The sequence below is a fragment of the Dyadobacter sp. OTU695 genome, from assembly GCF_038440355.1.
Lineage (GTDB): Bacteria > Bacteroidota > Bacteroidia > Cytophagales > Spirosomataceae > Dyadobacter.
Genome location: NZ_JASATN010000012.1, coordinates 165977 through 190932 on the forward strand (window position 1 = coordinate 165977; position 24956 = coordinate 190932).

21 protein-coding genes are annotated in these 24956 nt (G+C 49.3%); 14 read left to right on the forward strand and 7 right to left on the reverse strand.

Going from position 1 to position 24956, the window contains the following annotated elements:
* Positions 1 to 34: 34 nt before the first annotated feature.
* Positions 35 to 2212, forward strand: a complete 2178-nt coding sequence (locus AAHB90_RS21410; protein ID WP_342087243.1) for a DUF5916 domain-containing protein — start codon at positions 35 to 37, stop codon at positions 2210 to 2212.
* Here the strand turns inward: AAHB90_RS21410 and AAHB90_RS21415 are convergent.
* Both AAHB90_RS21415 and AAHB90_RS21420 read right to left on the reverse strand, forming a co-directional pair.
* Positions 2209 to 3618, reverse strand: a complete 1410-nt coding sequence (locus AAHB90_RS21415) for a leucine-rich repeat domain-containing protein (protein WP_342087244.1) — start codon at positions 3616 to 3618, stop codon at positions 2209 to 2211. The genes AAHB90_RS21410 and AAHB90_RS21415 overlap by 4 nt on opposite strands.
* A gap of 310 nt (positions 3619 to 3928) precedes the next feature.
* Positions 3929 to 4903 carry a polyprenyl synthetase family protein gene (locus AAHB90_RS21420; RefSeq protein ID WP_342087245.1) on the reverse strand — a complete coding sequence of 325 codons (975 nt, stop codon included), beginning with the start codon at positions 4901 to 4903 and terminating at the stop codon, positions 3929 to 3931.
* Positions 4904 to 5146: 243 nt separating this feature from the next.
* Here AAHB90_RS21420 and AAHB90_RS21425 point away from each other — a divergent pair, with 243 nt between their 5' ends.
* The gene (locus tag AAHB90_RS21425) at positions 5147 to 6148 is read left to right on the forward strand and encodes a patatin-like phospholipase family protein (protein WP_342087246.1); all 1002 of its coding nucleotides are present in this window, start codon (positions 5147 to 5149) and stop codon (positions 6146 to 6148) included.
* Positions 6148 to 7038, forward strand: a complete 891-nt coding sequence (locus tag AAHB90_RS21430; RefSeq protein ID WP_342087247.1) for a glycerophosphodiester phosphodiesterase family protein — start codon at positions 6148 to 6150, stop codon at positions 7036 to 7038. The genes AAHB90_RS21425 and AAHB90_RS21430 overlap by 1 nt, the downstream gene beginning before the upstream one ends.
* A gap of 198 nt (positions 7039 to 7236) precedes the next feature.
* Here the strand turns inward: AAHB90_RS21430 and AAHB90_RS21435 are convergent, their stop codons facing one another.
* Positions 7237 to 10596, reverse strand: coding sequence for a TonB-dependent receptor (locus AAHB90_RS21435; RefSeq protein WP_342087248.1), 3360 nt, complete (start codon positions 10594 to 10596; stop codon positions 7237 to 7239).
* 478 nt (positions 10597 to 11074) lie between these two features.
* On the opposite strand from AAHB90_RS21435, the gene AAHB90_RS21440 reads away from it, so the two are divergent.
* The gene (locus AAHB90_RS21440; RefSeq protein ID WP_342087249.1) at positions 11075 to 11851 is read left to right on the forward strand and encodes an alpha/beta fold hydrolase; all 777 of its coding nucleotides are present in this window, start codon (positions 11075 to 11077) and stop codon (positions 11849 to 11851) included.
* Here the strand turns inward: AAHB90_RS21440 and AAHB90_RS21445 are convergent.
* Positions 11844 to 12275, reverse strand: coding sequence for a hypothetical protein (locus AAHB90_RS21445; RefSeq protein WP_342087250.1), 432 nt, complete (start codon positions 12273 to 12275; stop codon positions 11844 to 11846). The two genes, AAHB90_RS21440 and AAHB90_RS21445, sit on opposite strands and share 8 nt — an antisense overlap.
* A gap of 80 nt (positions 12276 to 12355) precedes the next feature.
* Between AAHB90_RS21445 and AAHB90_RS21450 the strand changes: the two genes are divergently transcribed.
* The 5 genes from AAHB90_RS21450 to AAHB90_RS21470 all read left to right on the forward strand — a co-directional run bounded on the left by AAHB90_RS21450 (position 12356) and on the right by AAHB90_RS21470 (position 16350).
* Complete coding sequence (locus AAHB90_RS21450) at positions 12356 to 13060, forward strand: SAM-dependent methyltransferase (RefSeq protein ID WP_342087251.1); 705 nt, start codon at positions 12356 to 12358, stop codon at positions 13058 to 13060.
* Positions 13061 to 13118: 58 nt separating this feature from the next.
* On the forward strand, positions 13119 to 13811 hold the full coding sequence (locus AAHB90_RS21455; RefSeq protein ID WP_342087252.1) for a hypothetical protein: 693 nt from the start codon (positions 13119 to 13121) through the stop codon (positions 13809 to 13811).
* Between the two features lie 50 nt (positions 13812 to 13861).
* Entirely contained in the window at positions 13862 to 14500 is a 639-nt protein-coding gene (locus AAHB90_RS21460; protein WP_342087254.1) for an MBL fold metallo-hydrolase, read from the forward strand.
* A 6-nt stretch (positions 14501 to 14506) separates the two neighbouring features.
* Positions 14507 to 15211, forward strand: a complete 705-nt coding sequence (gene pssA, locus AAHB90_RS21465; protein ID WP_342087255.1) for a CDP-diacylglycerol--serine O-phosphatidyltransferase — start codon at positions 14507 to 14509, stop codon at positions 15209 to 15211.
* 137 nt (positions 15212 to 15348) lie between these two features.
* The gene (locus AAHB90_RS21470; RefSeq protein ID WP_342087256.1) at positions 15349 to 16350 is read left to right on the forward strand and encodes a 3-oxoacyl-ACP synthase III family protein; all 1002 of its coding nucleotides are present in this window, start codon (positions 15349 to 15351) and stop codon (positions 16348 to 16350) included.
* 9 nt (positions 16351 to 16359) lie between these two features.
* Here AAHB90_RS21470 and AAHB90_RS21475 read toward each other — a convergent pair whose 3' ends face one another.
* Positions 16360 to 16719: a CoA-binding protein gene (locus AAHB90_RS21475; protein WP_342087257.1), complete on the reverse strand. Its 360-nt coding sequence runs from the start codon at positions 16717 to 16719 to the stop codon at positions 16360 to 16362.
* Between the two features lie 171 nt (positions 16720 to 16890).
* Between AAHB90_RS21475 and AAHB90_RS21480 the strand changes: the two genes are divergently transcribed.
* Positions 16891 to 17463: an NUMOD4 domain-containing protein gene (locus AAHB90_RS21480; protein ID WP_342087258.1), complete on the forward strand. Its 573-nt coding sequence runs from the start codon at positions 16891 to 16893 to the stop codon at positions 17461 to 17463.
* A 9-nt stretch (positions 17464 to 17472) separates the two neighbouring features.
* Here the strand turns inward: AAHB90_RS21480 and AAHB90_RS21485 are convergent, their stop codons facing one another.
* Positions 17473 to 17772, reverse strand: coding sequence for a HesB/IscA family protein (locus AAHB90_RS21485; protein WP_342087259.1), 300 nt, complete (start codon positions 17770 to 17772; stop codon positions 17473 to 17475).
* A gap of 142 nt (positions 17773 to 17914) precedes the next feature.
* Between AAHB90_RS21485 and AAHB90_RS21490 the strand changes: the two genes are divergently transcribed.
* Positions 17915 to 18433 (forward strand): DUF7935 family protein, encoded by a 519-nt coding sequence (locus tag AAHB90_RS21490; RefSeq protein WP_342087261.1) that lies wholly within the window; start codon positions 17915 to 17917, stop codon positions 18431 to 18433.
* Positions 18434 to 18575: 142 nt separating this feature from the next.
* The gene (locus AAHB90_RS21495; protein WP_342087262.1) at positions 18576 to 20984 is read left to right on the forward strand and encodes an endonuclease MutS2; all 2409 of its coding nucleotides are present in this window, start codon (positions 18576 to 18578) and stop codon (positions 20982 to 20984) included.
* A 69-nt stretch (positions 20985 to 21053) separates the two neighbouring features.
* Here AAHB90_RS21495 and AAHB90_RS21500 read toward each other — a convergent pair whose 3' ends face one another.
* Positions 21054 to 22289 carry an MFS transporter gene (locus AAHB90_RS21500; protein ID WP_342087263.1) on the reverse strand — a complete coding sequence of 412 codons (1236 nt, stop codon included), beginning with the start codon at positions 22287 to 22289 and terminating at the stop codon, positions 21054 to 21056.
* A 243-nt stretch (positions 22290 to 22532) separates the two neighbouring features.
* Between AAHB90_RS21500 and AAHB90_RS21505 the strand changes: the two genes are divergently transcribed.
* Together AAHB90_RS21505 and AAHB90_RS21510 are read left to right on the forward strand one after the other, a co-directional pair.
* On the forward strand, positions 22533 to 23660 hold the full coding sequence (locus tag AAHB90_RS21505) for a Gfo/Idh/MocA family protein (protein WP_342087325.1): 1128 nt from the start codon (positions 22533 to 22535) through the stop codon (positions 23658 to 23660).
* A gap of 85 nt (positions 23661 to 23745) precedes the next feature.
* Positions 23746 to 24891, forward strand: coding sequence for a Gfo/Idh/MocA family protein (locus AAHB90_RS21510; protein ID WP_342087264.1), 1146 nt, complete (start codon positions 23746 to 23748; stop codon positions 24889 to 24891).
* The last annotated feature ends 65 nt before the right edge of the window (positions 24892 to 24956 follow it).

The window sequence follows — 24956 nt, forward strand, 5'->3', positions numbered from 1 at the left end:
AGCCTTTTATATTCCTAAACACCCCTTGAACCAAGTGCTACGTACCTTTATCCTAACCCCTTTCATTTTCTGTTTCATCATTTTTCAAAGCATTGCTCAGAAACCGAACGAAAATTACCAGTACCATATCCATTCGGCCGTTTCACCGGTTAAAATCGATGGCGTAGCCGACGATCCCGCATGGTCGGCCGCGGAAACGGCGAAGGACTTCTTCATGATCACGCCGATGGACACGAGCTTTTCCAGGGCGCTCACGGACGTGAAGCTGTGCTATGACAAACACAACCTTTATATCCTGGTTGTCAACTACAAGCCGATCAAAGGCTCCCTGATCGTGGAGTCGCTGAAACGGGATTTCGCATTTGGAAAAAATGATAACTTCCTGCTTTTCATGGACACTTTCGATGACAAAACCAACGGCTTTTCCTTCGGTGCGAATGCGGCAGGGGCACCGTGGGACGGCCAGCAGGGCGACGGCGGCACCGTCGATCTCAGCTGGGACAACAAATGGGTCAGCTCCGTAAAAAATGAGGACGACAAATGGGTGTGGGAAGCAGCCATTCCCTTTAAAAGCATCCGGTACAAACCAGGTATTACACGCTGGGGCATTAATTTCAGCCGCCAGGACCTGACCATTTCCGAAAAATCATCGTGGGCGCCCGTGCCGCGCCAGTTCCCGTCCGCCTCGCTCGCGTACACGGGCACGCTCGTGTGGGACGTTCCGCCACCTAACCCGGGGCCGAACATCTCCGTAATCCCGTATGCGGCCATGCGCATGACGAAGGATCATCAGAACGACCTTCCTACCAAATACAAACCTACCATTGGAGGCGATGTGAAAATAGGGCTGACCCCTTCACTGAACCTTGATTTGACGGTCAATCCTGATTTCTCGCAGGTGGATGTGGACGTGCAGCAGACCAATCTCGACCGTTTCGAGCTCTTTTTCCCCGAACGCCGGCAGTTCTTTCTCGAAAACGCCGATCTTTTCGCCAATTTCGGGTACGCTACCATAAGGCCATTCTTCTCGCGGCGCATTGGTTTGGGCGTACCGATCCAGTTTGGGGCACGAATGAGCGGGAAGATCAATAAGAACTGGCGTATCGGTGTGCTGGATGTGCAAACAGGCGCCAACGATACGCTCACGCCCCACAATAATTACGCCGTGTTCGCCTTGCAACGGCAACTGCTGGCGCGCTCCAACGTGCGGTTCATTTTTGTTAATAAAGACGCGACCAATTACACGCTGGAAAGGCATTCGGCTACTAACCGCTACAACCGGAACATCGGGGCGGAATTTAACCTCGCCAGTGCCAAAAACCTCTGGACCGGAAAGGTAATGTTCCTGAAATCGTTCACGCCCGGCAAATCCTCGGACGATTTCACACACGCCGCCGACCTGAAATTCACCAAAGCGAACCTGATATGGCAATGGCAGCATGAATATGTGGGCAAGAATTACAACGCGGAAGTAGGTTACGTCCCCAATGCTGTCAGGATGGGTTACTACAAGATCAGTCCCAATGTCGCCTATCTGTTTTTCATTAAACACAACAAAATCATCAGTCACGGGCCGAAACTCGTGAGTAATATTTATTGGGACAAAAAGTTCGATATGAGCGACCGTGAGTTCATATTGTCCTACAATGTCAACTTTATCAACCGGGCAACGGTAGCCTTGTGGGGTTCGAGCAACTACGTGCGTCTCCTGCGCCCCTTCGACCCTACCAACCTGGGTGGCGCCACTTTGGCGACCGGCACAGAGCATAACTGGAAAGCGGTCGGTTTCGACATCGTGTCTGGCCCGCAAAACCGCCTGACCTACCTCGCTTCGGGTATTTTGGGAGGTTATTACCAAAACGGCAGGCGCAATAACCTCAAAGCCGAGCTCGGCTACCGCGTGCAGCCTTATGTTGCCATTACCATGGCTGGTAACTACAATGATATCCGCCTGCCCGAGCCTTGGAAACGCACGCAACTCTGGCTCGTAGGCCCGCGCGTGGACGTGACGTTCACGAACAGCCTGTTCTTCACGACTTTTATGCAGTACAATAACCAGGCCGACAACATCAACCTGAATGCCCGTCTGCAATGGCGTTACAAGCCTGCTTCCGACCTTTTTATCGTGTACACAGACAACTATCTGCCCGAAAACTTCAAGGTGAAGAACCGGGCGATCGTGCTGAAATTCACCTATTGGTGGAATCTTTAATAAAACACTTCGATATTCTTGCTTTTGAACTGGCTCAACTGCTCGCTGTATTTACGTTCGGCATCCTGTCCCAAAAACGGGTTGCCGCGTAAATGCAGTTTGTCGAGTTTTCGGATCTGCAAAAGCTGCAACGGAAACTCGGGGAAGTTGTTGGACGACAAGTCCAGCTCCTGCAAGTTGGTGAATGCTACGAGCTGTGGTGGAAATGTGGTGAACCAGTTGTATCCCAAATCCACAATGCGCAATGCCTGCATACGCCCGATGCGCTCGGGCAGTTTACTCAAATGGTTGTGATGGGCGTAAAGCGTGTGAACGCTCTTCATTCTGTCGATGCGCTTCGGCAACGCGGTGATCTGATTATGTGAAACAGCCAAATGAGTAAGCTTTTTCAGCTTCGTAATCGATTTCGGTAGGGTTTCGAGTTTATTATAATACAAGTCCAGGACTTCCAACCGGCGCATTTTACCGATTCCTTTCGGCAATATGGCTATTTCGGTTTTGTAAAAATTCAGGTCTTTCACGGGTTTCAGTTTTCGGAAACTGGCATTGGTCAGCCCAGTCATCCGGTTGTTTCCGAGCCAAAGCGTTTCGAGCCTTTTGCAGTTACGAGCTGCACGCGGAATGTCTGTAATGAGGTTTTTTTGCAGGTTGATCAGTTGAAGCGATTTGTTTTTGCTGATAGCAATGCTGTTATCACGCAATATGTTTTTGCTTAAATCGAGGTGCCGCAATTTGGGCAGGCGCGCCATGTCCAGATCGACGTTTTCAATATCATTGTCGCCCAAAAAAAGCTCTTCCAGGTTAGGAAAGCGGTATATTACTTCCGGGACGGACGTTAGCAGATTCTGCCCCAGCGCAAGCACCTTCACTTTCAACGTATCCTTCGTCGCTACGGCCTCTGCCAGGCCATTCACTACACTGTCTTTTTTGGCACGCAACTCCCTGGGTGGCCGGGTAAAGAAGCTCACAAAAACGATGATTGAAGTTTTGGTACCGACCGTTCTTCGTGAAACAAAATCAGTCAGCTGAGGAGCAACCCGCGAAGAAATGAGTCCCGCCAGCGAATCGGCCTTTGAGGGCTCCTCAGCCGCTTTCTCGTCCATCATCCCGTAACCGCGCGTGACAGTCAGCACGAGGTAGTCAATTTTTCCTTCCGCATTCAGATAAAGCCTATTCCAGACCGTGTATTCCTGAAACTTGTCCGTTTCGAGGATTTCCCTGTAAACACGCTCAAATGCGGCTTGAACTGTGTGCGGTTTTTCATTCACCTCACCTTCCTCGTTGCGGTATTCCCGGCTTAGTTTATCAGAAAGGTCTTTGGAAACGTCTTTGTGGATCAGTACCACAGGTTGCGCCGAGAGTCCTAGGCCAACGGCAAGAAGGAAAATAGTGAGGAATATTTTCATGACAGAAACCATTAAGTGAGCACACAAACATAACTAAAAAGCTAGTTATATTATTATACTTACTTATATATTTTCTGTCGGAAGTATTTTTGAATAATCGCAAATGCCGTCAGGCATGCAACATTGATAGCAAGCCATAACGACACCGCTTGTCGGAATGCCTTTGGGCATGTAACAACAATGCTTCCGCTACGTCATTATCGTCGTTACATCCCTCACGGGATTTTAAAAACACCTAGCCTGCTCTTTTCTACCAATATTACATCGCTACGCGATTCAATCATTCAGTCATTCAATCATTCAAAATTCACTACTTACTCCGCTCAATCGTATATTGCACCAACTGTTCCAGCGACCGCCTGTGTGGGGAATCAGCGAATTCGTTGAGCAGCGTAAGCGCCTCCTTTACATATCTTTCCATTACCTCCTGCGCGTAACGCAACCCGCCCGATTCTTTCACGAATGCGATTACTTCGCTTACCTTATTGGGTTTGTGGCTTTCGTTGCGAATAATGTTGATAATGCGGCGTTTTTCCAGCCAGGGCGCGTGGTTGAGCGCGTAAATGAGCGGTAGCGTCATTTTCTTTTCCTTGATGTCGATCCCGAGCGGCTTGCCGATCTCGTCTTCGCCGTAATCAAAAAGGTCGTCCTTGATTTGGAATGCCATCCCTACCTTCTCGCCGAACGCATGCATTTTGTCTACGACTTCCTGTACAGCTCCAACCGAGCTGGCCCCTGCCGCACAGCACGAGGCGATCAGCGAGGCAGTTTTCTGGCGGATGATTTCGTAGTAAACTTCTTCATTAATATCCAGCCTCCGAGCCTTTTCAATTTGTAAAAGCTCACCTTCACTCAGCTCGCGGACTGCCGTAGAAACGATTTTCAGTATTTTGAACTCCTCATGATCCACAGAAAGCAGCAACCCGCGCGAAAGCAGATAGTCGCCGACAAGTACAGCAATCTTGTTCTTCCATAATGCATTCACAGAGAAAAAACCACGGCGGTAGTTGGAATCGTCCACCACGTCGTCGTGCACAAGCGTGGCGGTATGCAGCAGTTCGATCATCGCGCCACCACGGTAGGTCGATTCGGAAATATCCCCACAAACCCCAGCAGACAGAAACACGAACATGGGACGTAGCTGCTTGCCTTTCCGCCTCACGATATAGTTCATGATCTGGTCCAAAAGCATTACTTCGCTTTTCATAAACTGGCGAAACTTCTGCTCGAAAGCTTTCATTTCATCCGCAATAGGAGCCTGGATATCCTTTATTGAAAGGGTCATATTGATGTGCGAGGGCTTAAAGGTCCCTCCTGATAATAAAAGGAAGCGAACAGGGGCATGAGTTTGTAAATATGTTCGTTTAACCCTCTGAACTCTGATCTTCAAATTTGGAATAAAATCTTCTGTTTATATCAATTTTAAACCGAAAATGTTTAGAATTGAACAAAGGCAAAGGCATCGAAATCGTCCCGAAGCCGACGGCTGACAGCCGGATTACAAACTAAACCACGTAAACCGATCGATATGAAAGCACTCGTTCTCGGTGGAGGATCCATGAAGGGAGCATTTCAGGTAGGTGTCATCCAGGCAGTCCTGGAAAACGGCTTCGAGCCTGAAATGGTGTACGGGATTTCGGTAGGCTCACTGAACGCCACGTTCCTTGCCAACGAAACCGGCAAGCAAATCGCTGAAAATAACAAGATAGACTGGCCGCTGGCAGGTCGCAAGCTTCTGGAGTTCTGGATTAAGAATATCACCCAGCCGCAGGATATTTCCACGCTGCGCTCGCGTGTAATGCTGGGCATGAATACATTAATGAGCCGCTTTGATGGCATCGTAGACCCGTCGCCGCTCCATCAGCTCATCCGCAGGCATCTTAACGACGATTACCTCCGCGATACGCCCATTAAAGTTAAAGCGGGTGCTGTCAATATCGAAACCGGGGAAATGAAATATGTTTCCACCCAGGATTCACATTACATTGATTTTGTATATGCCAGCTCGTCGATTCCGATGCTGATGCCCGCTATCGAAATCAACGATCAGCTTTACCTGGACGGCGGCTTGCGCGAGGTGGCGCCCATACGCGAGGCCATCGAGGACGGCGCGACGGAAATCATCCTGATCGGCTGCCATTCTCCCCTGCTCTACCAGCCGGAAGGCCTCAACCCGCGCAACCTGATCACATTGATCGAGCGCGTCAGGGATATTACCGTAAACCAGATCGTGAACAACAATATCCAATGGGCCGAGTCGTACGTCGACCGCTCGAACTTGCGTGGCAAGCCCATGAAGCTTACCGTGGTGAGACCGTCGACACCGCTGTTTCTCGATTTGCAGCATTTCAACTCGGAAGATATCTCGAGGCTGATCATCGAGGGCTATCGCGCGGGTGTGGAATCAATTTTGAATGCCGAAAAAGGCGGTGACTCCTCGATTACCGACCCGGCTATCAACGGTACAGCCATCCGCGATTCTTCCAGGCATGGGCCGCTTCATACTGAATCAAACAATATAACATCATAATGAAAAACCAGACAAGGCAGATATTCGCAGTACTGCTGCTCGCTGCCCTCTCACACACTTCCCAGGCCCAAACCGGTGGCTGCCAGTTCAAGGATGCCGAAGCGCTGAAAAGCTACCTGAAACCGGGCAAGCGCACCACGCCACTGATCATGGCGCATCAGGGTGGTACCGAAGATGGCTTTCCCGGAAATAGCATGGCCACGTTCGAGCGAACTTATGCAAAAGTGCCATGCGTGCTTCTGGAAATCGACGTCCGCCCCACAGCCGACAGCCTGCTCGTTATCTCCCACGACGACGATCTTTCCTTAAAAACCAATGGCAAGGGTTTGTTGAGCAGGAAAAAGTGGAAAGAAGTCAGCAAACTGAGGCTAAAAGATCCCTATGGTTCCATGACGGAACATCCCATACCCACATTCCAGGAGGTATTGAACTGGTCGGCTGGTAAAAACCTCGTGCTAATCGTCGACAAAAAGCCGGAAACCAGCATTACACAAACTATCAAAATGCTGCAAGGGACGGGGAATCTTTACAAATCGGTATTGATCTGCTATTCGATCAAAGAAGCGCAGCTGGCGCATAAGCTCGCACCACAGCTCATGCTCGCGGTAGGTTTCAACAGCCCCGAGCACATCGATACGATCGAGCAATCGGGTTTGCCTTTTGAGCAGCTTGTGGCGCTCACCCCACGCGAATTGCAGGAAGGATCATTTTACCAGCGCATCCACGACCTGAACATCGCCTCATCACTCGGAACCAACGGCAACATCGACACACTTCAGGCCACTGAATCGCGACCATTGTATCAAAAGCTCCGGGACTCTGGCGGGCCGGATATTATCTGCACCGACAATCCGATATTGGTACAAAGTATTTTTTATAAAAAGGATTAGAGGGAGGAAAGGGAGGAAGGAGGAAAGGGACGAAAGCAAAATGTCAGTCTGAGTGCACGGGGCCGCCCGGCGGTGGAAGACAGGCCGTACAGCAAGATTGTACTAACCGTCTCCAAAGCGCTTCGACCGACATTCCCACAAACAAAAAACGAGCCCGCATTGCCGCGGGCTCGTTTGCTATCAGAGGCTTGCTATCTCTTAATTGAAGATATAACGGATACCGATTTGCGCTTGCCATACGTCGTTGATCGTTCTCGATTTCACGAATGCGTCGCGCACAAGCACGGTCTCACCGTTCACAACCTGCGTACCCATGCGGTAGGTGGGAACACCCTCCTTGGTTACGCTTGCGAAGTTGAGCGGGTTGGATTGTGTGCTGTTTGAAGATGCAGTTACCTGGTTGGCTACACCCCATTTATCGTTGATCATGTTACCTACGTTGAAGATATCGGCACGAAGGCGAATGATATTCTTTTTGTCTTTCTTGCCCACTTTCACGTAGAAATCCTGCTCAACAGTTACATCGAAACGGGTCAGCCATGGATAAGCGCCACCGTTACGCTCCGCATATTTGCCTTTTCTTTCTGACAAATAAGGGTGGTTGTCAATGTATTTCTGGAATGCCTCGGTCTGCTGCTCTGGCGAGAATGTATAAGTCTTGCCGTTTACCGTAGTTGTCAGCGTCTGGAAAGTAATGTCGGACGCTTTGTTTGGAACGAAAATCAGGTCATTATTCTGACCATCGCCGTTCATGTCGGTCGAGCTGATGTAAGAAATTTTAGTACCGCTGGAAGATACACCACCCAATGTGATCATCGTAGCACCACCGAATTTACCGCCGTATTCCTTGCGGTAAGAAACATAACCTACGAAACGGTGACGAACGTCATTACCTGAATAAGCCAGGTCAAGGTAGTTCAAGCCATTTACGCCCGGAACGTTGCCTTCCACAGTAGAAGATACCGAAGCGATGTCCTTAGCCATGCCGTAAGTATAACCTACCATTCCACCTAAGCCATTTGTCGCAGGTTTTTCGAGTTTGCCCGTCAAAGAGTAAGAGTATCCCTTGTTGGTGTTAGTAAGGACGTACACGTTTGAAACCTGATCGGAAATCAAACGAGCTGCCGTAGCTGCGCTGCCACTAAGACCCGAAGCCGGGAAACGGTCACGCGTATCGGCACCGGTAAATTGTGTAGTCGGCGCTTTCAGGTTCACGTCGATGTAGCGCAGTGAGTTATAGTTTTTGTTAAAAATACCTTCAACCGTCGCGACGATACCCCAGCCCAGTTGCTGATCAATACCAATGTTGCTTTTCCAGATTTGCGGGAATTTCAGGTCTGCATCTGATGCATTTACCTGGTAGCCTTTCAATGGACCCGTCGTTTGAGCTGGATTGTAACGGCTTGGATCCAAAGTAAATGGATACGCAGTGGTATTGCTTCCTGCGATAGTAGCCGAGTTCACACCGTTGTTACCCAATTGGTTAGAGATCAACACATAAGGAATACGGGAAAGGAACAGACCAGTTCCACCACGAACCTGTGTGGTGCGGTCCCCTTTCACATCCCAGTTGAAACCTACACGTGGCGACAGATACACACGTGATTTTGGGACATTACCGGTATTCACATTGTAACGGGCTCCGTCCGGTGACCTGAACGCAATCGTATCTACAACAGGATTGTAATACTGCTTGGAAGTATTTGGCATGTTGATAAGGTCTGCACGAAGGCCCACAGTCAGTTTGAAATTAGGCGCTGCCTGGAATTCGTCCTGCGCGTACAAGCTGAAAGTCTGCGTTTTGAATACCTGCCACGGAGCAGCGCCGCCCGGAAGCAGTGAGTAGCGGTAGTTGAAACGTACCACGGTATCAGGAGCAGTTGTCAGGTCTTTGTTAGCCAGGTATGCATTAGCCGCATTCTTGAAATCCTGGATCGATTTGAATACCCAAACACCGTTTGAAGTTGGGAAGAACAGGTTGTTCGACTTGAAGTGCTCGTAAGATGCACCCACAGTAACCGTGTGCTTTCCTGCGAAATACGTCAGGTTGTCGGTAATGTTGAAGGTCGAGTAATCCAGACGGTTGTTAGGTGTGAACGGATCGGAACCGATGGTGGTGTAAGTCGATCCGTCTTTCTGGATTTCGATCGTAGGGAAGATCGGCGCCTTGTATTTTCGGTCTTCGATCTGTTTGTTGAAAGTACCAATCAGGTTGTTGGCGAATTTACCGCCGAAGTTCGAGTTCAATTCCGCTACGAACGAACGGGTGTTGTCCTGGATGATGTAGCCGGTGTTTTGCGGAGAAATTGCTGAAAGTGAGTTGGTACGATTACCAAAACCTGCTGTATTAGAGCTGTTACTCTGACTGATCAGCACGTCCGAATCCGAATCGTGGTGTGAATAACGCAGGGTCAGCTTGTGCTTGTCGCTTATGTTGTAATCGATACGACCGAGGAATTTCTTGCTGGTATTCTCGTTGTTGAAACCATCCAGAGCACCTACATCATAACCAAATTTTTCTTTCATGAACGAGGAAAGATCCTGCATATCCGCAAGCGTCGTGCGTGATACGTTTCCGCCTGGTCCCGACTCGCCGCGGTTAAGCACGAAGTCCAAAGCAGGGCTTGAACGTTTTACAAACTCGCCATTTACAAAAAAGAACAATTTGTTCTTGATGATCGGCCCACCGAGACGGAAACCGGTTGTTTTTTCATTGAACTCAGCTACTGTGATCTTGCTGCCGTCGATTTTCTTTCCTGCCAGGCTCTTGTTTTTAAAGAAATGGAATGCAGAACCTGAGAATTCGTTCGTACCCGAGCGGGTTACGGCATTGATCCCAGCACCCGCGAAACCCGACTGACGCACGTCATAAGGTGCGATATTAATCTGTACCTCTTCGATCGCGTCCAGGGAAATAGCCGTAGAACCGGTACGGCCACCAGCCTGCGCCTCGTTACCCAAACCGAAACCGTTGTTGAACACGGAGCCATCGATCGTAAAGTTGTTGTAACGGCTGTCCTGGCCACCGAATGAGCGGCCATTGCTGTACGCATTGTATTTGGTAATGTCGTTCAGCGTACGCCCGAGCGTAGGCAGACTCGTGATGAGGCCTTTGTTGAAAGTGGTTGCCGCGCCGGTACGGTCGGAGCTGAAAATATCGCTGCCGGCGCCGGTAACGATCACTTCTGCAAGGTCCGTAGAACCGTCTTTCAGTTCAAAGTTGACGTTCGCAGCAGTACCCAGGTTAGCGAAGATGTTTTCCTGTGACTGCTCGTTGAAACCTACAAATGATACTGTCACTTTGTAAGGCCCGCCCACGCGCACGGCCGGGATCGTGTAAAGCCCCTGCTCGTTGGTTACCGAGCCGTATTTTGTTCCCGACGGTTCGTGTACCGCTACGACCGTGGCGCCCGGAAGCACCTCGCCTTTGCCGTCCGCAACACGTCCCGTGATTGCCGATGAAGTAACCTGGGCTTGCGCCACGGGCCCCAATAGAGAGAATAGAAAAGCGGTAACCGTGAGGCACACCGCCCGGAAGAGTAAACTTTTCCCGTTCATAAATTTGGTGATTTGGTTTGTAAGAATACTAGCGGATTCATTCAAGGAGGATGAATAATTGTTGCAAAATAATAGCTTTTTACATTCACAAACAAAAGGCTAAATCCTACTAAAATACAATACTAATGCCCGTAACTAGCTGATCTATTGAAATAATGCAGATTCGTACACCAATACTTCAATATTTTCTATTTTATCAAATCGTTAACAAATTACGAGAAGGGCCGATGGCTTTTGAAGGGCAGATTTGAGGGAGAAAAAAAGATTTTTTATCTATCCGGCAGCAATTATTATACCACATTGGCAACCGGCGTTTAACAAATTGTTAAATTTTAGAAAGCAAGGATTTTTTCCTTACCGGAAATCCTTACAACCTTTGCATGGTTATTGGCGGTCGGCTTTCGGCTTTCGACCGTTGTGCAATAACTAAAGGCCGACGGCTGACAGCCGACTGCCGAAGCACTACATTAACTAAACTATGCAACTTAATTTCAAACAAATAGGTGAAACAGGGAAGCCCCTGATCATCCTCCACGGCGTTTTCGGTTTTTTGGACAACTGGCTCACGATCGGGAAAACTATTTCGGAACAGGGGTATCGCGTTTACCTGGTCGACCAGCGCAACCACGGACGTTCACCGCATGAAGCCCCGTTGAACTTTTCAACATTAGCTGCTGATTTAAAGGAATTTCTGGACCAGCAAAACATTGAATCGCCGATCCTGATCGGACATTCGATGGGCGGAAAAACGGTCATGGAATATGCAGTAACCTACCCGGGCACCTTCGATGCGCTCGTAGTAGTCGATATCGGGCCTAAGGCCTACCCTATCCATCACACCAAAATCCTGAAAGGACTGAATGCGATCCGGCTGGATCAGATCGAAAGCCGCAACCAGGCCGACGAAGTTTTGAGCGAGTATGAGCCATTGCTTGGTGTCCGCCAATTTTTGCTCAAAAACCTGTACAGAAATGAAGAAGGAGGCTTTGCGTGGCGCTTTAACCTACCATTGCTGACAACCGATATGGCCAATGTGGGCGCGCAGATCAAATCGGACGAGCCGGTCGAAACCCCGGCGCTGTTCATACGGGGAGCTAATTCAAATTATGTATTGGATGAAGACCTGGAAGGGATTCTCGATTTATTTCCTAATGCACAACTGAAAACGATCGAGGGAGCAGGGCACTGGGTTCAGGCTGAACAGCCGAAAGCGTTTGTCAGCACCCTGCTGGAATTTTTGAACGAAGCTATCTGACGTATTTTATTCGCGGTGAATTGCAGGTACCTATAATAAGCTGGTCGTCGCTCAGCGATATTTCCCAGGTTGGACAAGTAATGCAGTTCAACAGTTCGCAATCCGGGTTATTGGGCAACGCAGTTTGCGGTTTGACATCGAGCAGGGTACCATTGATGATCATTGTGGCAGGTGCACAGCACCGGGGAGTGCCATCGGCGTTAAGCACCACGCCGTCGATACGAAATATCAACGAATCGGATTTGGCAGCCTCAATCGGCTCCCAGGTACTTTTATTATCGAGCGAAGACCTTTCAACTTCGATGGAATGCCAAATACCCGACACCGGCGTAAATGCGTAATTGGGCGAAAGGTCGTTGAAACTATCCTTTTTACAAGACAATAACCACACCAGGACCAAGGGTATGTATAATAGTCTTTTCATACTTATTAAATAATTTTATTTACTCCGTAGATTCACATTCAGGCCGTTTGGTTGGAAGGAAATGAAAAAATGCAGCACCTATGAATGATTCCGGGATTTCCCTGTACTTAATTCCTACCATTTTGGCGGAAGGGACTCAAAACGACGTGCTTTCCCCGCAGATCAAAGATGCCGTACAGCACCTGGATGTTTTCTTCGTGGAAAATATCCGGACGGCCAGGCGCTTCATCAGCAGCCTGAAACTCGGCAAGGTTATCGATGAGCTGGTATTTATAGAACTGAATAAGGATACGCCCGAAGCAGAAACTCTTGCTTCCCTTCGGAACATTTCGAAAAGCGCCGGCGTCCTCTCGGAAGCAGGTTGCCCAGGTGTGGCCGACCCGGGCGCGGTAGCCGTACGCATTGCGCATGAGTTGGGAATCCGTGTGGTGCCGCTGGTGGGGCCATCTTCCATTCTGCTGGCACTGATGGCCTCCGGAATGAGCGGGCAGTCGTTTGCATTTCACGGTTATTTACCTATTGATAAGGTGCAGCGTAAAAAAGCATTGCAAAACCTAGAAAGAAATGCGCGGCAATATCAACAGACGCAGATATTCATGGAAACGCCATTCCGTAATAACCAGTTGCTGGAAGCCGTCATAGACGCTTGCTCGCCCGACCTGGCATTGTGTATTGCAGCCGATGTAACTGCCCCGGATGAGCTGATCAGGACAATGCCGGTCCAAAAATGGAAAACGCAAAAGCCCGATCTGCACAAAATACCCGCAATTTTCCTGATCGGATAGGATTTTTAGGTAAAGATATTCGCCTATCTTTCGTTCTTCTTGTAAACTGATTTTTACCTTGAAAAAATACATTCTGATAGCAGTTCTGGCAGCGGCAGGCCTGTGGAGCTGTAATGAAGACAGTCTCGACGCCAATATTACGGTCGACTCCAACTTCCAGTCGACAGGCGAAGGAAAGGACGGCTGGGTCGCCGAATTTGCCGGATACGCGGCTACGGCCGATTCCACGCAGCTGGATACGGGCTCAACTACGGCATTATTGCCCCGCGGCCTCGATACGACCCAATACGGTTTCCGGGTTTTATCCAGGTATTCCAAAGGCAATATATTCAGCTACCTCAAAAAGCGTGTAACCGGCTTTAAGCCTAATAAACCCTATGAAATGGAACTCCAGGTTGATCTGGCGACGAGGTACAGTGCAAGTGCTGTTGTCGACAAGGTGACATTTAAAGCCGGCGTATCGCCAGTCGAGCCATTGACGAAACTGGTTTCCGGGACGTATACATTCAATCTCGACAAGGGAACCGTACAGCAACCGGGCAAGGCTGTACTGCTTGCCGGGAGCATTGCCAGCACCAACCCCGATTCCCGCTATCATACGCTCGTGACTTATTCCAATAACGGACAACCCGTTACCGTGACCACCAACAGCAATGGCGAGCTATGGTTTTTTGCCGGAACCGATTCTGACTATAAGGATACGACGATATTTTACTTTGACCGCATTATCGCTCGGTTCAAAGAACTGTAAAGTGTTTTGTAAATTCGCGCCCATTCATTAACCCACATACCCCTACCGGAATGGTCCAGGTACAAACATTTGTTTTCAATCCGTTTTCCGAAAACACCTATCTTCTTCACGACGAAACAGGTGAGGCCATCATCATCGATCCGGGCTGTTACGACCGCGCGGAAGTAAACGAACTTGCCGGCTATGTTGAAAAACATGGCCTGAAACCCGTACAGATCGTGAATACACATGCGCATATTGATCATGTGCTAGGCGTGGCCGCACTCAAACGGAAGTACAACATTCCCTTCGTTCTGCATAAGCTGGACGAGCCGCTTTTGAAGGCTGTTAAGACTTATGCTTCCAACTACGGTTTTTCGACATTCGAAGAACCCGAGATCGACGGCTTCATTAAGGAAGGCGAAACCATTGAATTTGGCAATACTTCCCTGAAAATCATATTCGTACCCGGCCACGCGCCCGGGCATGTGGCATTTGTAAGTGACAAGGATAAATTCGTGATTGGTGGCGATGTGCTGTTCCGTATGAGCATCGGCCGCACCGACCTCCCGGGCGGCGATCACGGCACGCTCCTGAAAAGCATCCGGGAACAGATGTTCACCCTGCCAGAAGATTACACGGTTTATGCCGGCCACATGGAACCTACCACCATTGGTTTTGAGAAAAGAAACAACCCGTTCTTCAAATAGCGCCTTATGATCCGTCGCAACATCCCCAATGCCCTCACCTGCGGTAACCTGCTCTGTGGCTGCATTGGCGTGGTAGAAGCATTCCACAATAACCTGATCCTTTCCTGCCTGCTCATTGGTGTCGCATTGATATTCGATTTTCTGGACGGCTTCGTCGCACGTTTGCTCAAAGTCACCTCCCCCATCGGCCGCGACCTGGATTCCCTGGCCGACGTGGTTACTTTCGGCGTGCTGCCCTCGATTATTATGTATCAATTACTGATGCAAAGCATTCCCGATTTGTTCGGTATATGGAAGGCGTATGCGGCATTCATCATCGCGATTTTCTCGGCTATCCGCCTGGCGAAATTCAATAACGATCCGCGGCAGTCCGATTCCTTTATTGGCGTACCTACCCCTGCAAATGCGATGCTCATCGCTTCTCTGCCGCTTATCGTTCATACGGAGAGCACATTTTGGAAAGATATCATCGTTAACACAACTAATCTGTTGGTTTTAAGCGCGGTAATGTCCTATGCCCTGATCATGGAGCTTCCCTTGATCGCCCTCAAATTCAAGAACTTCGGCTGGAAAGGAAATGAATCGCGCTTCCTGCTGATAGGCATCACGGTTCTCCTGCTCATCACTTTGAAATTCCTCGCTGTTCCCGCCATACTGATCGTGTACGTACTTCTTTCTATCACCGACAACATCAGGAAAAAGCATGCTTGAATTGGTAAGCAGGACTTTTTGTTGCATTTTTGTAATCTTTCCGGCAACCTATGTTGCTAATAATTATCATTTTAGAATTTAAAACCGTTCTTCCCTGCGTTTCTAACCCTCGGCAGTTTTGAACCGTCCCCACTAGCATGGCATTTTCACGCATTACAGGTTTGGGCTTTTACGTTCCCGACAATATTATCACCAATGACGACCTGACCCAATGGATGGAAACTTCCGATGAATGGATCCGCGAGCGCACCGGGATTCAGGAACGCCGCTATTTCGAATATGGGAAGGATACCAATTACAGCATGGCTGCCGCAGCTTCGCGCCAGGCGCTGGACAGGGCCGGACTTTCGCCGGATGGCATTGATGTGATCGTGTACGCTACCATTACCCCCGACTATTTCTTTCCGGGCTCCGCATTTCTCATGCAGCGTGAACTGGGAATGGACGGAAAGCCGGTGATTGACATCCGCGAGCAATGCTCAGGCTTTGTGTATGCACTTTCCATTGCCGATCAGTTCATCAAATCGGGGATGTATAAGACAGCTTTGGTCGTCGGTTCGGAGATACAGTCGTCGTGGATCGACAAGAGCACGGCCGGACGCAACACGGCTGTTATTTTTGGCGATGGCGCCGGCGCTGCGGTAGTTTCCGCAACGGACGATCCCCAACATTGTATATTATCTACACACCTTCATGCCGACGGCCGGTTTGCCGAGGAACTTTACGTGAAAGATCCGGGCAGCAGCCGCGAAGGTCGTCCGGTAAGCCAGGAAGTGATCGAAGCGGGTGGGCACAATGTGTATATGAACGGCAATGCCGTTTTCAAGCATGCGATCGTGCGGTTCGGCGAGGTAATCCAGGAGGCTTTGGAAGCCAATGGCTTTACCGCCGGTGACATCGATCTGCTCGTCCCACACCAGGCAAATCTCCGGATCAGCGATTACGTACGCCAGCAGCTCGGCCTCGATGAATCGCAGGTTATCAACAACTTACAACGTTTCGGAAACACAACGGCCGCCTCCATTCCTATCGCATTAGCCGAAGCTTGGGAGGCTGGGAAAATACAGGAAGGGAATCTGATTTGCCTCGCTGCATTCGGAAGTGGGTTTACCTGGGCATCGGCTCTGATCAGGTGGTAAGGTGCCGGACTAGAATTGTCCGGTTGACAGCATCACCAATGTGCACCCTTCTATTGGTATGATATTTTTATCGATTAAAATATCCTTAAATTCAGGATTCTCAGTACCAGGGTTGAAGATAACGCGTTTAGGATTTAGAGAAACTATGTAATCGTAGTATTCAGGTTGGTGGCTCGGATTGATATACAAAGTGACAGTATCTACGTCTTTCCAGTCAGTTTTGTCTGTGTTGATTTCTTCTCCTAATGCAAAACCTTTCCTGCGTCCTATGAGTAAGATGGGATGTCCATTGTGCCTGAGTTTCTGTGCCGCCAGGTAAGCGTATCTGGATGGATTGGAAGTCGCTCCTATGATGAGTGTACGTTTCATGCCAAATCAATTTAATGAAATAAGGGACTGAATGCGGCGTTGGCCGTCGCGGTATCCACCGCTGCCCTCACACACTTACGAAACACCAAAAGATCGTTCCCGCGTTCACGGGGGAACGGTGCTATAAGATCAACTGTACGACCATAGAACCTAATAATATCTTTTATCAAAATGAATGAATCAAATGTAAGCCGGAGCTTCTGGAATGAAAAGTGGGCAAAAATTATTTTCGACGAAATCGAGAATGCTCCCCATTATGAGGTGTCCAACTATGGCAGGTTGAAGAGTTTCCAGAACAACCCGAAGGAAGGTGTCGTGATCAAAGGATCGGTCATCCAGGGTTACAGGTCATTGAATATCCGCGTTGCAGGTGGGAAAACGATCAACCGGTATGTACACAAGCTCGTGGCCGAGCATTTTGCGGACAAGCCTGACGCCGACCATAACTTCGTGATTCACCTGGATTTTGATAAACAGAACAATCACTACGAAAACCTGAAATGGGTTACGAAAGCGGAAATGATCGATCATAACCGTGAAAACCCGGCGTTCATCAACCGGGTAATCCCACGCCGTACGAAAAATTACAAGCTCACGGAAAGTAAAGTTCGGATCATCAAAAAGCTTTTGAAGAACGACAATAACCGTCTGAAAATGATCGCGAAACAGTTCGGGATTACACATACGCAGCTCAACCGCATTCGTTCGGGAGAGAACTGGAAACATGTAACCATTGAAGATTGATCCAAATACTTATTTGATTTTTTCTGCGGCAGAAACCGTATAACCGCTGCCGTTCGCACCCTCTTCAAAGTCAACCGACACGCCGATTACGTACATTAAATGGCGCTTGTCTATCAGTACCTTAATTCCTTCGATGAGGTATGTCTGGTCATGCTCTGTGGCTGTGTCGAACCCAAGCAGGAACGACCCGCTGCATGCGCCCCCTCTCAACCCCACCCGGAGCCCGTAGGTATCCGGAATTTTGTTGGCTTCCAAAGTCGATCTGATTTCAAGCTGCGCCTTCTCGGTCAATTGAATCGGGTTATCCATTCCTGCTTTTTATTCTTGATTGCGTAAACCAGTTAACGCAAACGTCCCTCGTTCCATTCGCGTTTTGAAATAAATATCTGCCAAATGCGGGTAATGCGTTAATTTTGTGCCTCAATTTTGGCATAAAATTACAAATCACACCATGGAATATTATCTGGTATTGGCCGCATTGGTACTTGGACTTATCATCACGTTTGGATTTAGTATCGTTATAACAACCGTTGCAGACAAGTTTCTGGAAAAACAGCGGATCGATATCCGTAGCAAAAATGTCGACATCACATTACCCCTGCGTTTGCAGGCGTACGAGCGCATGTGCCTGTATCTGGAACGTATTACCCCCAATAACCTGTTACTTCGGCTGGCACCTTCCGCTACAAGCGCGCTTGAACTGCAGCAGATCGTATTGCATGAGATCCGGGAAGAATATAACCATAATGTAGCGCAACAGCTGTACATCAGCACGCAAGCCTGGGAACAAATCGTTAATGCGATGAACGAAACCGTCGCGGTAGTGAATCAGGCGGCAGCGGAAGTTAGCGCCGAAGCCCCGGCATCCGACCTCGCCAAAAAGATCTTCTCACACGTGATCGAGAAAGAAATACAGCCGTCGACGCACGCTTTGAAGGTTTTGAAAGAGGAGATCCGGAATGTGTTTTAGAACAAGCAGTCGGCTGTCGGCCGTCGGCTGTCGGCAACGGGAGTTCAAAATTTACATTAAATACAATACTTACATTAAATACAATATTTACATCAAATACTAAGCTGACGGCCGATTGCTGACAGCCGATAGCCATTAAAAAATGCTTTACCCCAATACATTAGAACAAAAACTGGGATTCGATAAGCTTAGGGAACGTCTGAAGGAGCTTTGTATCAGCTCTTTGGGTCAAGGATTTGTTGAAAAGATCCGGTTCTCCGAAAACTTCGGCATGGTCGAGAAGCTCGTTAGCCAGACTGCCGAAATGCTGCGCATTCTCGAACTGGGAGAGAATTTCCCTTCCCAGAATTATATCGACGCCACGCCTTATTTGAAAAGGGCGTCCATTGAAGGCATGCTTCTGACGCAGCCCGAGTTTTCTGATTTAAAAGTTTCTTTGCTGACGATCCGTCTCTGCCTGCGCTTTTTCGAAAGCCAGGAACCCGACGCATTCCCGATTTTGGGAGAATATGCCAAAACGATCCGGGTCGAAAAAGCCGTTACCGATGCTATCGACCGCATTATCGACGATCGTGGACAAATCCGTGATTCTGCGTCAACCGAGCTTTCGCGCATTCGCAAGCGATTGATTTCAGAGCAGTCGGGCATACGCAAAAAGCTGGATACGATCCTGAAATCGGCCAAAAGCAATGGATGGATCGGTGACGATGTGTCGCTGACTGTCCGGAACGGCCGCATGGTAATTCCTGTTGCCGCCGAGCACAAGCGGAAACTGCGCGGGTTTATCCACGACGAATCAGCGACCGGGCAGACCGTTTTCATCGAACCTACGGACATTTTTGAATCCAATAATGAGATCCGCGAGCTCGAATACGAGGAGCGCCGGGAGATCAATCGCATTCTGCTTGAACTGACCGCCTACATCCGCCCATTTGTACCCGACCTGCAAAAGGCTTACGGCTTTCTGGGACTCATGGATTTCCTTCGCGCGAAAGCCAGGCTGGCGGGCGAAATGGGCGCTATTAACCCGCCGTTTGAAAACCGTCAATTTATCGACTGGCGCGAGGCGAGGCATCCGTTGCTGCATTTGTCTTTCCAGAAGCAGGGGAAGAAGGTAGTTCCTCTGAATATCGAATTGCAGGAAAAACAACGCATTCTGATCGTTTCAGGGCCTAATGCCGGTGGTAAATCCGTGGCATTGAAAACCGTTGGCGTGATTCAGTATATGTTCCAATGCGGGTTGCTCGTGCCGATGCGGGAAGGCTCTTCCATGGGCTTTTTCCAGAACATTTTCATTGATATCGGTGACGAGCAATCACTGGAAAACGACCTGAGTACTTACAGCTCGCATTTGACCAATATGCGCCACTTTCTTTCAATGGCCAATAAACGGACTTTGTTTCTGATCGACGAATTCGGAACAGGAACAGAGCCGGGCCTCGGCGGTGCGATTGCGGAAGCCATTCTCGAAAATCTCACCCAGTCGGGTGCATTCGGGATGATCAATACGCATTATACCAATTTGAAAGTGCTGGCCGACAAGACGGACGGGCTGGTCAATGGCGCGATGCGTTTTGATGGAGAGCATCTGGAACCACTGTATCAGCTGGAAATCGGTCGTCCGGGCAGTTCTTTTGCATTTGAAATCGCATCCAAAATAGGCCTGCCGAAAGCCGTGGTCGCCCGAGCGAAAGAGAAGCTGGGAACGCAGCAGGTGAATTTTGAAAAACTGTTGAAAGAGCTCGATATCGAACGTCGCGTGTTTGCGGAAAAGAATATTGAGATAGGCATTAAAGAGCGCAAGCTTGCAAAACAGCTGGCCGATTACACAGCATTGAAAGAGAAACTCGATAACAACGAGAAAAAGATCGTCAATGAGGCAAAACAGAAGGCGAAAAACCTGCTTTCGGATGCTAATCAGCTGATTGAGAATACCATTCGCGAAATCAAGGAAAACAAGGCCGAGAAAGAAAAGACCAAAACGGTAAGAACGAACCTCGAAAATTTTGGTAAAAAGAACCTTGTCCTCGCCGAAGTGACCGAGACGCAGCCAGCCGAGGAGGAATACGAGCCGGAAGGAGGCGATATCACGCCGGGCAGCTACGTGCGCATCAGCGGACAAACTGCCATTGGTGAAGTACTATCGCTGAAAGGGAAAGATGCCGAAATCCGCATTGGCGACCTGAAGTCGAATGTAAAGCTGAATCGCCTTGAAAAAGTTTCGCGCAAAACATACCGCGCGGCAACCGGCGAAAAAGGGCTGAAAACAACAGCCAAAGGCGTCGACATGAATGAGCGGTTGCTCAATTTCAGTTTTAACCTCGACATGCGCGGTAAACGGGGCGAGGAAGCGCTGGGAATGGTGGACCAGTTCATGGACAATGCCATTATGCTTGGCTACGACGAACTGCGCATTGTGCACGGCAAGGGCGATGGCATCCTGCGTACGCTTGTACGCAACCACCTGCGCGGATACAAGCAAGTAGCGGGCATGTACGACGAGCACGCGGACCGCGGTGGTGCGGGCGTGACAATCGTGAAGCTGAAATAATTCGTTAGAATACCCGGTAATGCAAAAAGGGCGCCTCATCGGCGCCCTTTTGCTTGAAATATCGGATTATCAGTGAACTGCCGCAGAAGAAGCAGGCACTGTTTTACGTCCTTTCATCCAGAAATACAGAATACCGAATGCTACGATCAACAAGGCGGGGAACATCACCATCGTGCTCAGCGTAGCCTGCCCGGCCGCCAGCTCCATTTCGTCGCCGGTCAGACCTGCAGCCAATTTCTCAGCTTTGGCATCATCGAGCCATTTACCGATTACCGGCTGCCAGATAGCCGTCGAGAACATTCCGATACCACCGACAATCGACATACCCAATGCGCCGCTCAACGGCACGTTTTGGGCCACGAAACCAATCATGGTAGGCCAGAACAGCGCCACACCCATTGCAAAGATCACTGCCGCTGCATAGGCCGCAGGACCGGTTACAGTGCTGAACAGGTAAATACCGGCTGCTGCGAGGATCGAAGAGCCCCAGAGGATACCGGTTTGCCCCAATGCAGCGACGATAGGGTGCGCGAAGAAACGCGTGATAGCCATCAAACCTGTTACCAATGCCAGGATCAGCATCGGGCTTGCACCGCTCTTGCTCATGATCAGCCCTGTCCATTGCTGCGGACCGAACTCGCTGATAGCGGTAAATGCCATACAGACAAATATGAAGATGAACAACGGCGTGAACATCGCTTTCACGTTTTCACCGATGGAAGTTACACCTGCTACGTGTGGCTTAGGGAAAGCCTGTCCCCAGAAAAGATATGCGTAAATCAAAGTCGGGATCAGGATCACCCAGATCTGCGCCTGCCAGCCGAGGTTGGCATCGGTCATGAATTTCGAAACCAGAGAACCCACTACGATACCGCCAGGGAACCACATGTGGAAACGGTTAAGCATTTTGCTCATTTGCAGTCCTTCGTACGAATCAGCGATCATAGGGTTACAAGCAGCCTCTGTACAGCCATTACCTACCCCGATGAGGAAGGTGGAAATAAGAAGGCCGGTGTAGCCACCTGAATAGATTGTCATGATGATACCAATCGCGTGGCACACGAATGCCACCTGCATAATAGTTTTCGGGCCGATGGTGTGGTACACGAGCCCGCCGATGATCATTGCGAGGGGAAACCCGAAGAACCACATCGAGTTGATAAAGCCCAGTTGCTCGGCTGTGAGATTGAACTCCGTACCCAGCTGGGGCAGAATCCCTGCACGGATACTGAATGAGAATGCAGTGGTTATGAGCGCAAAACAACTTGCATTGAAGAGTCTTCCGCTGTTAACTGATTGGGACATGTGACTTAACGGGTTTGATTATTTGAATTAGATGATTGACTTCGGGACACTGCTTTTTATTCAAAGATTTTCACAAAAAAAACAAACTCCGGGGAATTCTACTGCTTTTCATTATTCCTTAGCAATGTTTTTTATGTCTTAAATTTATATTTGTAGGAAGTAAGAGTCATTTACCCGGCTCTTTCTTATCTGTATAATCTATTTCAAAATCTTAAACCAACTGGAATGTCAAGAAAGATCAGAATGGGCATGGTAGGCGGCTCCCTGGATGCATTTATTGGTGGGGTCCATCGCCGTGCAGCGATCATGGATGGAGAAATTGAGCTGGTTTGCGGAGTGTTCAGCTCCGATCCTGCCAAATCTAAGGAAACCGGAAAGGCGCTATATCTCCCTGAAAACAGGGTTTATAACGACTTTGAGGAGATGATCCTGAAAGAAAAGCAACTGCCCGAAGGAGAACGCATGGATTTTGTTGCCATCGTTACGCCCAATCACATGCACAAAGCACCTACGAAGCTTGCGCTTGAAAATGGCTTCCATGTCGTATGCGATAAACCGATTACCCTCAATACCGAAGAAGCAGAAGAAATAGTGGCCCTGGTTGAAAAAACCGGCCTGGTTTTCTGCCTCACACACAACTATACCGGATACCCTATGGTAAAGGAGGCTCGCCAGATGATCGCCTCAGGTGCCATTGGAGAAGTAAGAAAGGTAATTGTGGAATATCCACAGGGTTGGCTCGCTACCCTGGTTGAAGTGACCGGTAACAAACAAGCAGCCTGGCGCACCGATCCGAAGCGTTCCGGAGCCGCGGGAGGCCTGGGCGACATCGGTACACATGCCGAAAACCTGGCCGAATACATCACCGGATTGAAAATTACCCAGATTTGCGCCGACCTTACAATATTTGTAGAAGGCCGTTTGCTGGATGATGACGCACATGTTCTGCTCCGCTTCAACAATGGAGCGAAGGGTATCCTGCAAAACAGCCAGATCGCCAATGGAGAGGAAAACGACCTCAATATACGCGTTTACGGCGAAACAGGCGGTTTGCAATGGAAACAAATGGAGCCTAATACGCTGATCCATAAAACCAACCAGGGAACCCGCATCATCCGCACAGGCGTAGGTAACCTGTCCAAAGCCGCCCAGGTGCATACCCGCATCCCGGCCGGCCACCCCGAAGGCTATTTTGAAGCTTTTGCCAACCTCTACCGCAACTTTGCGATCCACCTGAGGGCTTACTGGGAAGGCAAAAAGGCCGATCCCGTGTATGATTTCCCTACCGCCCAGGATGGTCTGAGGGGCATGAAGTTCATCGATGCCGTCATTGCCTCGAACAAGACGGAGACCAAATGGACCGACTTCTGATCCCGAATACTCAACTTAATTAATCTACATCTCAATTTAACCCGTGAGAGCGGGCTGTTTTTCACCAACCATTCCATACCCATTTATGAACAAAATTAAAGTTGGCGTTGTCGGTACAGGCTTCATTGGCCCCGCACATATTGAAGCACTGAGACGTCTTCCTAATGTAGAAGTTGCCGCACTTTGCGAAGTGACCGCAGAACTGGCCAAGGAAAAAGCAGACGCGCTTGGCATTGCCCGTTCCTACACGTTCGATGAACTGCTGAAACAGGATGACATTCAGGCTGTCCACATCTGTACGCCTAACTTTTTGCACTACTCACAGTCGAAAGCAGCATTGCTGGCCGGCAAACACGTGATTTGTGAAAAACCATTGGCAAAGGACCTTGCAGAAGCCGAAGAACTCGTTGAACTGGCCGCCAAAACCAGCCTCGTGAATGCGGTCCACTTCAACCTGCGTTACTATCCGTTGGCGCGCCAGATGAAATCAATGCGCGAAAAAGGCGAGCTGGGAGAGATCTATTCGTTCATCGGCTCTTACCTGCAAGACTGGCTGTTCTACAATACCGATTATAACTGGCGCCTCGAACCGGACAAATCCGGAGATTCACGTGCTATCGCCGATATCGGCTCCCACCTGATGGACATTCTGGAATACATTACCGGCCTGAAAACAGTAGCGGTTTTCGCAGATTTCAATACTGTCCACAAAACCCGTAAGAAGCCTCTAAAAGCCGTAGAAACCTATTCGGGTAAATTGCTCCAACCGGAAGATTATGCCGACGTTCCTATTAATACCGAAGACCACGCGAACGTTTTGCTCCGTTTCGACAATGGAAACAAAGGGGTAATCACCGTTTCGCAGGTTTCTGCTGGCCGTAAAAACCGGATGTCACTGGAAATCTCCGGTTCAAAAAAGACATTCAGCTGGTGCTCCGAGTCGCCGAACGAAATGTGGATCGGAAACCGCGACAAGGCCAACGAAGTCCTCATGCGCGACCCATCGCTCGTGAACGAGGACGTACGCTCGACCATCACCTTCCCAGGCGGCCACAACGAAGGCTTCCCGGATACTTCGAAACAAATGTTCAAGGAAGTGTACGCCGCCATCGCAGCCGGCAAGCAACCTGAAAACCCTACATTCCCAACATTCGCAGATGGGTATCGTGAACTATTGATTTGCGAGAGGATTTTGGAGAGCAATAAGAAGGAGGCTTGGGTAACGATTTAATTTTGAATGATTGAATGACTGAATGATTGAATAGGGCGTTGGTGCTTTGTTTTTAACACACACTC

Bases quoted from the DNA above. Each gene is read 5' to 3' on its own strand.
- AAHB90_RS21415 (WP_342087244.1), bottom strand. From the start codon at position 3,618: ATGAAAATATTCCTCACTATTTTCCTTCTTGCCGTTGGCCTAGGACTC.
- AAHB90_RS21420 (WP_342087245.1), bottom strand. From the start codon at position 4,903: ATGACCCTTTCAATAAAGGATATCCAGGCTCCTATTGCGGATGAAATG.
- AAHB90_RS21425 (WP_342087246.1), top strand. From the start codon at position 5,147: ATGAAAGCACTCGTTCTCGGTGGAGGATCCATGAAGGGAGCATTTCAG.
- AAHB90_RS21430 (WP_342087247.1), top strand. From the start codon at position 6,148: ATGAAAAACCAGACAAGGCAGATATTCGCAGTACTGCTGCTCGCTGCC.
- AAHB90_RS21435 (WP_342087248.1), bottom strand. From the start codon at position 10,596: ATGAACGGGAAAAGTTTACTCTTCCGGGCGGTGTGCCTCACGGTTACC.
- AAHB90_RS21440 (WP_342087249.1), top strand. From the start codon at position 11,075: ATGCAACTTAATTTCAAACAAATAGGTGAAACAGGGAAGCCCCTGATC.
- AAHB90_RS21445 (WP_342087250.1), bottom strand. From the start codon at position 12,275: ATGAAAAGACTATTATACATACCCTTGGTCCTGGTGTGGTTATTGTCT.
- AAHB90_RS21450 (WP_342087251.1), top strand. From the start codon at position 12,356: ATGAATGATTCCGGGATTTCCCTGTACTTAATTCCTACCATTTTGGCG.
- AAHB90_RS21460 (WP_342087254.1), top strand. From the start codon at position 13,862: ATGGTCCAGGTACAAACATTTGTTTTCAATCCGTTTTCCGAAAACACC.
- pssA (WP_342087255.1), top strand. From the start codon at position 14,507: ATGATCCGTCGCAACATCCCCAATGCCCTCACCTGCGGTAACCTGCTC.
- AAHB90_RS21470 (WP_342087256.1), top strand. From the start codon at position 15,349: ATGGCATTTTCACGCATTACAGGTTTGGGCTTTTACGTTCCCGACAAT.
- AAHB90_RS21475 (WP_342087257.1), bottom strand. From the start codon at position 16,719: ATGAAACGTACACTCATCATAGGAGCGACTTCCAATCCATCCAGATAC.
- AAHB90_RS21480 (WP_342087258.1), top strand. From the start codon at position 16,891: ATGAATGAATCAAATGTAAGCCGGAGCTTCTGGAATGAAAAGTGGGCA.
- AAHB90_RS21485 (WP_342087259.1), bottom strand. From the start codon at position 17,772: ATGGATAACCCGATTCAATTGACCGAGAAGGCGCAGCTTGAAATCAGA.
- AAHB90_RS21490 (WP_342087261.1), top strand. From the start codon at position 17,915: ATGGAATATTATCTGGTATTGGCCGCATTGGTACTTGGACTTATCATC.
- AAHB90_RS21495 (WP_342087262.1), top strand. From the start codon at position 18,576: ATGCTTTACCCCAATACATTAGAACAAAAACTGGGATTCGATAAGCTT.
- AAHB90_RS21500 (WP_342087263.1), bottom strand. From the start codon at position 22,289: ATGTCCCAATCAGTTAACAGCGGAAGACTCTTCAATGCAAGTTGTTTT.
- AAHB90_RS21505 (WP_342087325.1), top strand. From the start codon at position 22,533: ATGGGCATGGTAGGCGGCTCCCTGGATGCATTTATTGGTGGGGTCCAT.
- AAHB90_RS21510 (WP_342087264.1), top strand. From the start codon at position 23,746: ATGAACAAAATTAAAGTTGGCGTTGTCGGTACAGGCTTCATTGGCCCC.